Here is a 3,449-nt window from a genome sequence, read left to right as displayed (position 1 = left end):
AGATAACTAACTAAATCGTAACCTATTACTATCATGAGCAATTAACCTACGCTCAGTTCCAATAAATTACACTCTTTTCGTAACTTCATGACACAAAGATACGAATATAATAACAAATAGTATGCTTTTATTGAAAGATTATAAAAAGATGTAATATGTAGTTTTTAAGTAGTAGCAGGAAAATCCTCTTACGTACTACAGTATTTCTTTTCTTTCACTATTTTACTCCTTAGTGTAGTTATGTAGTAAGATGTAATCAGTGAAAGAAAAAAAATAGTAATCAGTTATCTGTATTGTTAAACAAAAATATCGGTATTATTACGAATGCAGTATTCTGCAATTCCTGACAGATATGCTTTCTGAACAAATGAGTTTCCGTGCTGTCTAACATAAAGGACAGAACGATGATGATAGGAAATGGATATAGCGGTACATAGCCTTTGAACTGTCCATTGATAACGATTTTCTCCTCTCCTGCACTCCTTTCACCAGGATGCAGGTTTGAGGATTTTATTATTGTTTGCAACCTATAGTTGAGTTTTCTCCACGTTACACCGAAGAATTTCACGAGTTCACTCTCTGTCATGGCAATCTTCCCGTTTCCCTTGCGGATAACCTGCATATTGCAGTCCCAATCAAAATAACTACGCAGACTATTTGCGCCTGTCTTTCCTTGGCAGTTATTGTTCGCATTCATACTGTTTCCTCCTTTCTACCATTTGATTTGACAACAAGCGGAATTGTCTTTGTGTCTGTTGCTGCTTCCATATTTACATTTGTGGTATTTTTGTCCTTTGCTTTGTACTTGTCTATGAGCCTGTCCATATCTTCAGAAATCTTGCTGTCTGTCACCTGCGCATATACTTGAGTACTTGATATGGAGGCATGCCCCATCATCTTGGCAATGCTCTCAATGGGAATACCTGCGCTAAGAGTCATCGTGCCGAAAGTGTGGCGACCGACGTGGAACGACAATCTCTCCCTAATGCCACAAGCCTTGCCCACGATACTCAATTTGACATCTATCACGCTACGGCTGCAATGAGGTTGGAAGATAAGGCTATTGCCTTTTTCTTTCACCGCCTGCAGTTCTTCGTTTCTTTCCTGCTCGTTCCAGCAATGGCTGATGATGGCTTCAGCTAGGGGATGCAGTGGTACGATGAACTCGACCTTTGTCTTCTGTCTCTCTTTGCGGATATACCTCTGTCCATCCGCTGCCGTTTGGATATGCCTATATTGCAACGTTTCCATATCAGCGATTGCCATGCCCGTGAAACAGGAAAAAGCAAACATCAGTCGTGCCAGTTCCGATTCTCTATCGTTCATCTTCATTGACATGAGTTTCATTACCTCGCTCTTTTGCAGAAAGCGAATCTTATTTTTCTCTTTCTCATACTTGGCGTTCTCAAAGGGATTGCAGCGGATTATTCTTTGGCTCACTGCCCTAAACATCAGTCTCCTCAGCCAACAAAGGTAACGATTGATGGTCGATGCGGCATATTCACGCTTCTTCAAGAAGAAACGAAACTCCTCGAACAATTCCTCCGTGATGGCAGTAATGGGAATGTCCTCATTTCCTCTGTCCTTGACAAACTCCATGAGCATCTTGTCCGAGTAGTACAGGTTCTGATAAGTTCCTTCAGTCTTTGATTTACCTACTGACTCTTTGGCGGATTGCAGTTCAGCCTTGCTCATAGCAAGAAGGGTTGTCGGATTGGTGGCAATGCCTTGCAAACAGTTCTTGATAAGTTCCACGCTTACCACTCCTTCCCTCGTCAGTATGTCCCGATAGGTTTTCTCTACTAATTCCCTGAACTCATTGATTCTTTGGTTGGTCTTCCTATTGGTTGTCAAACCCTGTTTGGTGTTCCACTCGGAGGGATTGCACTCTTCGTCTGTGCTAATAGTTGTGTTCTTTCCGTCGATGGTGATACGGCAGAGAATGGCGGTATTGCCGTCTGCCTTAGTTTTCTGTCTGTTGATATAGAACAGTATCTTGAATGTACTTCTCATAATGATTTTAGTTTTAATATGTCTATTGCTAAATACTCATCTGCATATCCTCCGTGAAAGAAAGGAAACGATTAAACTCCTCAAAGAGTTTTTGGGGTGTAACCTTTGCATAACGCTCGGTCATACTTATGTTGCTATGTCCGAGCATCTTGCTCACCGTTTCTATTGGCACTCCTTGCTCAAGCGTGATAAGCGTGGCAAAGGTGTGTCTTGCCGTATGTGTGGTAAAGGGAAACGAGATACCCACACGAAGCCGTAGGGCTTTCAAGTATGACTGGTAGGTGGCATATCCCATGAAAGGGAGCAATGTTTCCCTTCCATCGCTGTGGAGCTTCTCCAGCAGCCTTATGGCTTGGGGCAGCAGTTTGATACGGCATAGTACGCCTGTCTTGTGGCGGTTGAACTTCAACCATAAACTTCCCTCGTCATCACGGAAAAGATGCTTCTTGCCAAGTCCCATCAAATCACAATAAGCAGCACCTGTATAACAGGCAAAGAGGAAAATATCCCTTGCCGTTTCCATATCCTCCTCCAAGTCCTCCAAGTTGAGAGCCTTCAATTTGTCTAATGCTTCCTTGTCCAATGCTTTGGGCAGTCTCTTGTCGCCCTTGCTGATTTTAGCTTTGTCAAATAGAAGTACATCAGCCAATCCCTCACGGTAAGCCAACCTGCATACCGTCTTCAAATGCGTGGCTGCATTATAGAATGTGCTTTCTTGAAAACCGCACTCACCTAAGAAATACTGCCCAAACTCATAAATAAAGTTCTCTGTGAGCTGTGAGAAAGCCAAGTCTGTTACCTTGTATTTCCGTTGAATAAACTTCTGCAAATGAATTCGGGTAGAGTGATAGCCGTGTATGGTTCCTTCCTTGATGTCTGTACCAACATGGCTTTCCTTCTCCTTAATGAGCATGTCCAGCCTTTCAATGAGCATGCATCGTGTCTGCACACTACCTTGAAACTGTTCCTTTACATCGATTGCATCAAATGGGCAACCTTTGGAAAGTAAGGCTTGATAAGCCGACTGAACAGACAACAGCAAATTCTCCAACCTGCCGTTTATCTCCACCGCCTCACGACTCTTGCCGTCCATTCTGTTCTCTCGTGGATTCCACAATTCGGGGTTGCAGGATAGTTTACAACTGAACTGCGCAACACTCCTTCCAAGCGTGATGCGTCCCATAATAGGAGCCTTGCCCGACTTGTCAAGACCGCTCTTTTTGAGGTAGAGCAACACCTTCATTTTTTCGTGTTTCATACGCTTTGATGTTTTGTGGCAAAATTACCAAAATCAAAGCGTTCCTCACTTATGCAGAAAACTGCCGACAGCAGCAACAGCCACACGAGCGAAAATAATTCAGTTACCGAATATTGCTTCATCGTTACCTGTCGCAAAATCGGGTAATGCTTTGGTAACTGAACTTCTGCCTAAATCT

Annotated in this window: 3 protein-coding genes; all 3 read right to left on the bottom strand. The window is 43.0% G+C overall.

Going from position 1 to position 3,449, the window contains the following annotated elements:
- Positions 1-280 precede the first annotated feature (280 nt).
- From HMPREF2983_RS05060 to HMPREF2983_RS05050, 3 genes are read right to left on the bottom strand one after another with little or no spacing between them, the layout of a single operon-like run.
- On the bottom strand, positions 281-697 hold the full coding sequence (locus tag HMPREF2983_RS05060) for a hypothetical protein (RefSeq protein ID WP_070667258.1): 417 nt from the start codon (positions 695-697) through the stop codon (positions 281-283).
- Positions 694-2,013 (bottom strand): site-specific integrase, encoded by a 1,320-nt coding sequence (locus HMPREF2983_RS05055; RefSeq protein ID WP_070667256.1) that lies wholly within the window; start codon positions 2,011-2,013, stop codon positions 694-696. Before HMPREF2983_RS05055 ends, HMPREF2983_RS05060 begins: the two co-directional genes overlap by 4 nt.
- Positions 2,014-2,041: 28 nt before the next feature.
- Entirely contained in the window at positions 2,042-3,271 is a 1,230-nt protein-coding gene (locus HMPREF2983_RS05050; protein WP_070667254.1) for a site-specific integrase, read from the bottom strand.
- Positions 3,272-3,449 lie beyond the last annotated feature (178 nt).

Source organism: Prevotella sp. HMSC077E09, from assembly GCF_001814685.1.
GTDB lineage: Bacteria > Bacteroidota > Bacteroidia > Bacteroidales > Bacteroidaceae > Prevotella > Prevotella oris.
This window is presented reverse-complemented; position numbering and strand designations above follow the sequence as displayed.

Coding starts and splice junctions, on each gene's coding strand:
- HMPREF2983_RS05060 (WP_070667258.1), bottom strand. CDS start 697: ATGAATGCGAACAATAACTGCCAAGGAAAGACAGGCGCAAATAGTCTG.
- HMPREF2983_RS05055 (WP_070667256.1), bottom strand. CDS start 2,013: ATGAGAAGTACATTCAAGATACTGTTCTATATCAACAGACAGAAAACT.
- HMPREF2983_RS05050 (WP_070667254.1), bottom strand. CDS start 3,271: ATGAAACACGAAAAAATGAAGGTGTTGCTCTACCTCAAAAAGAGCGGT.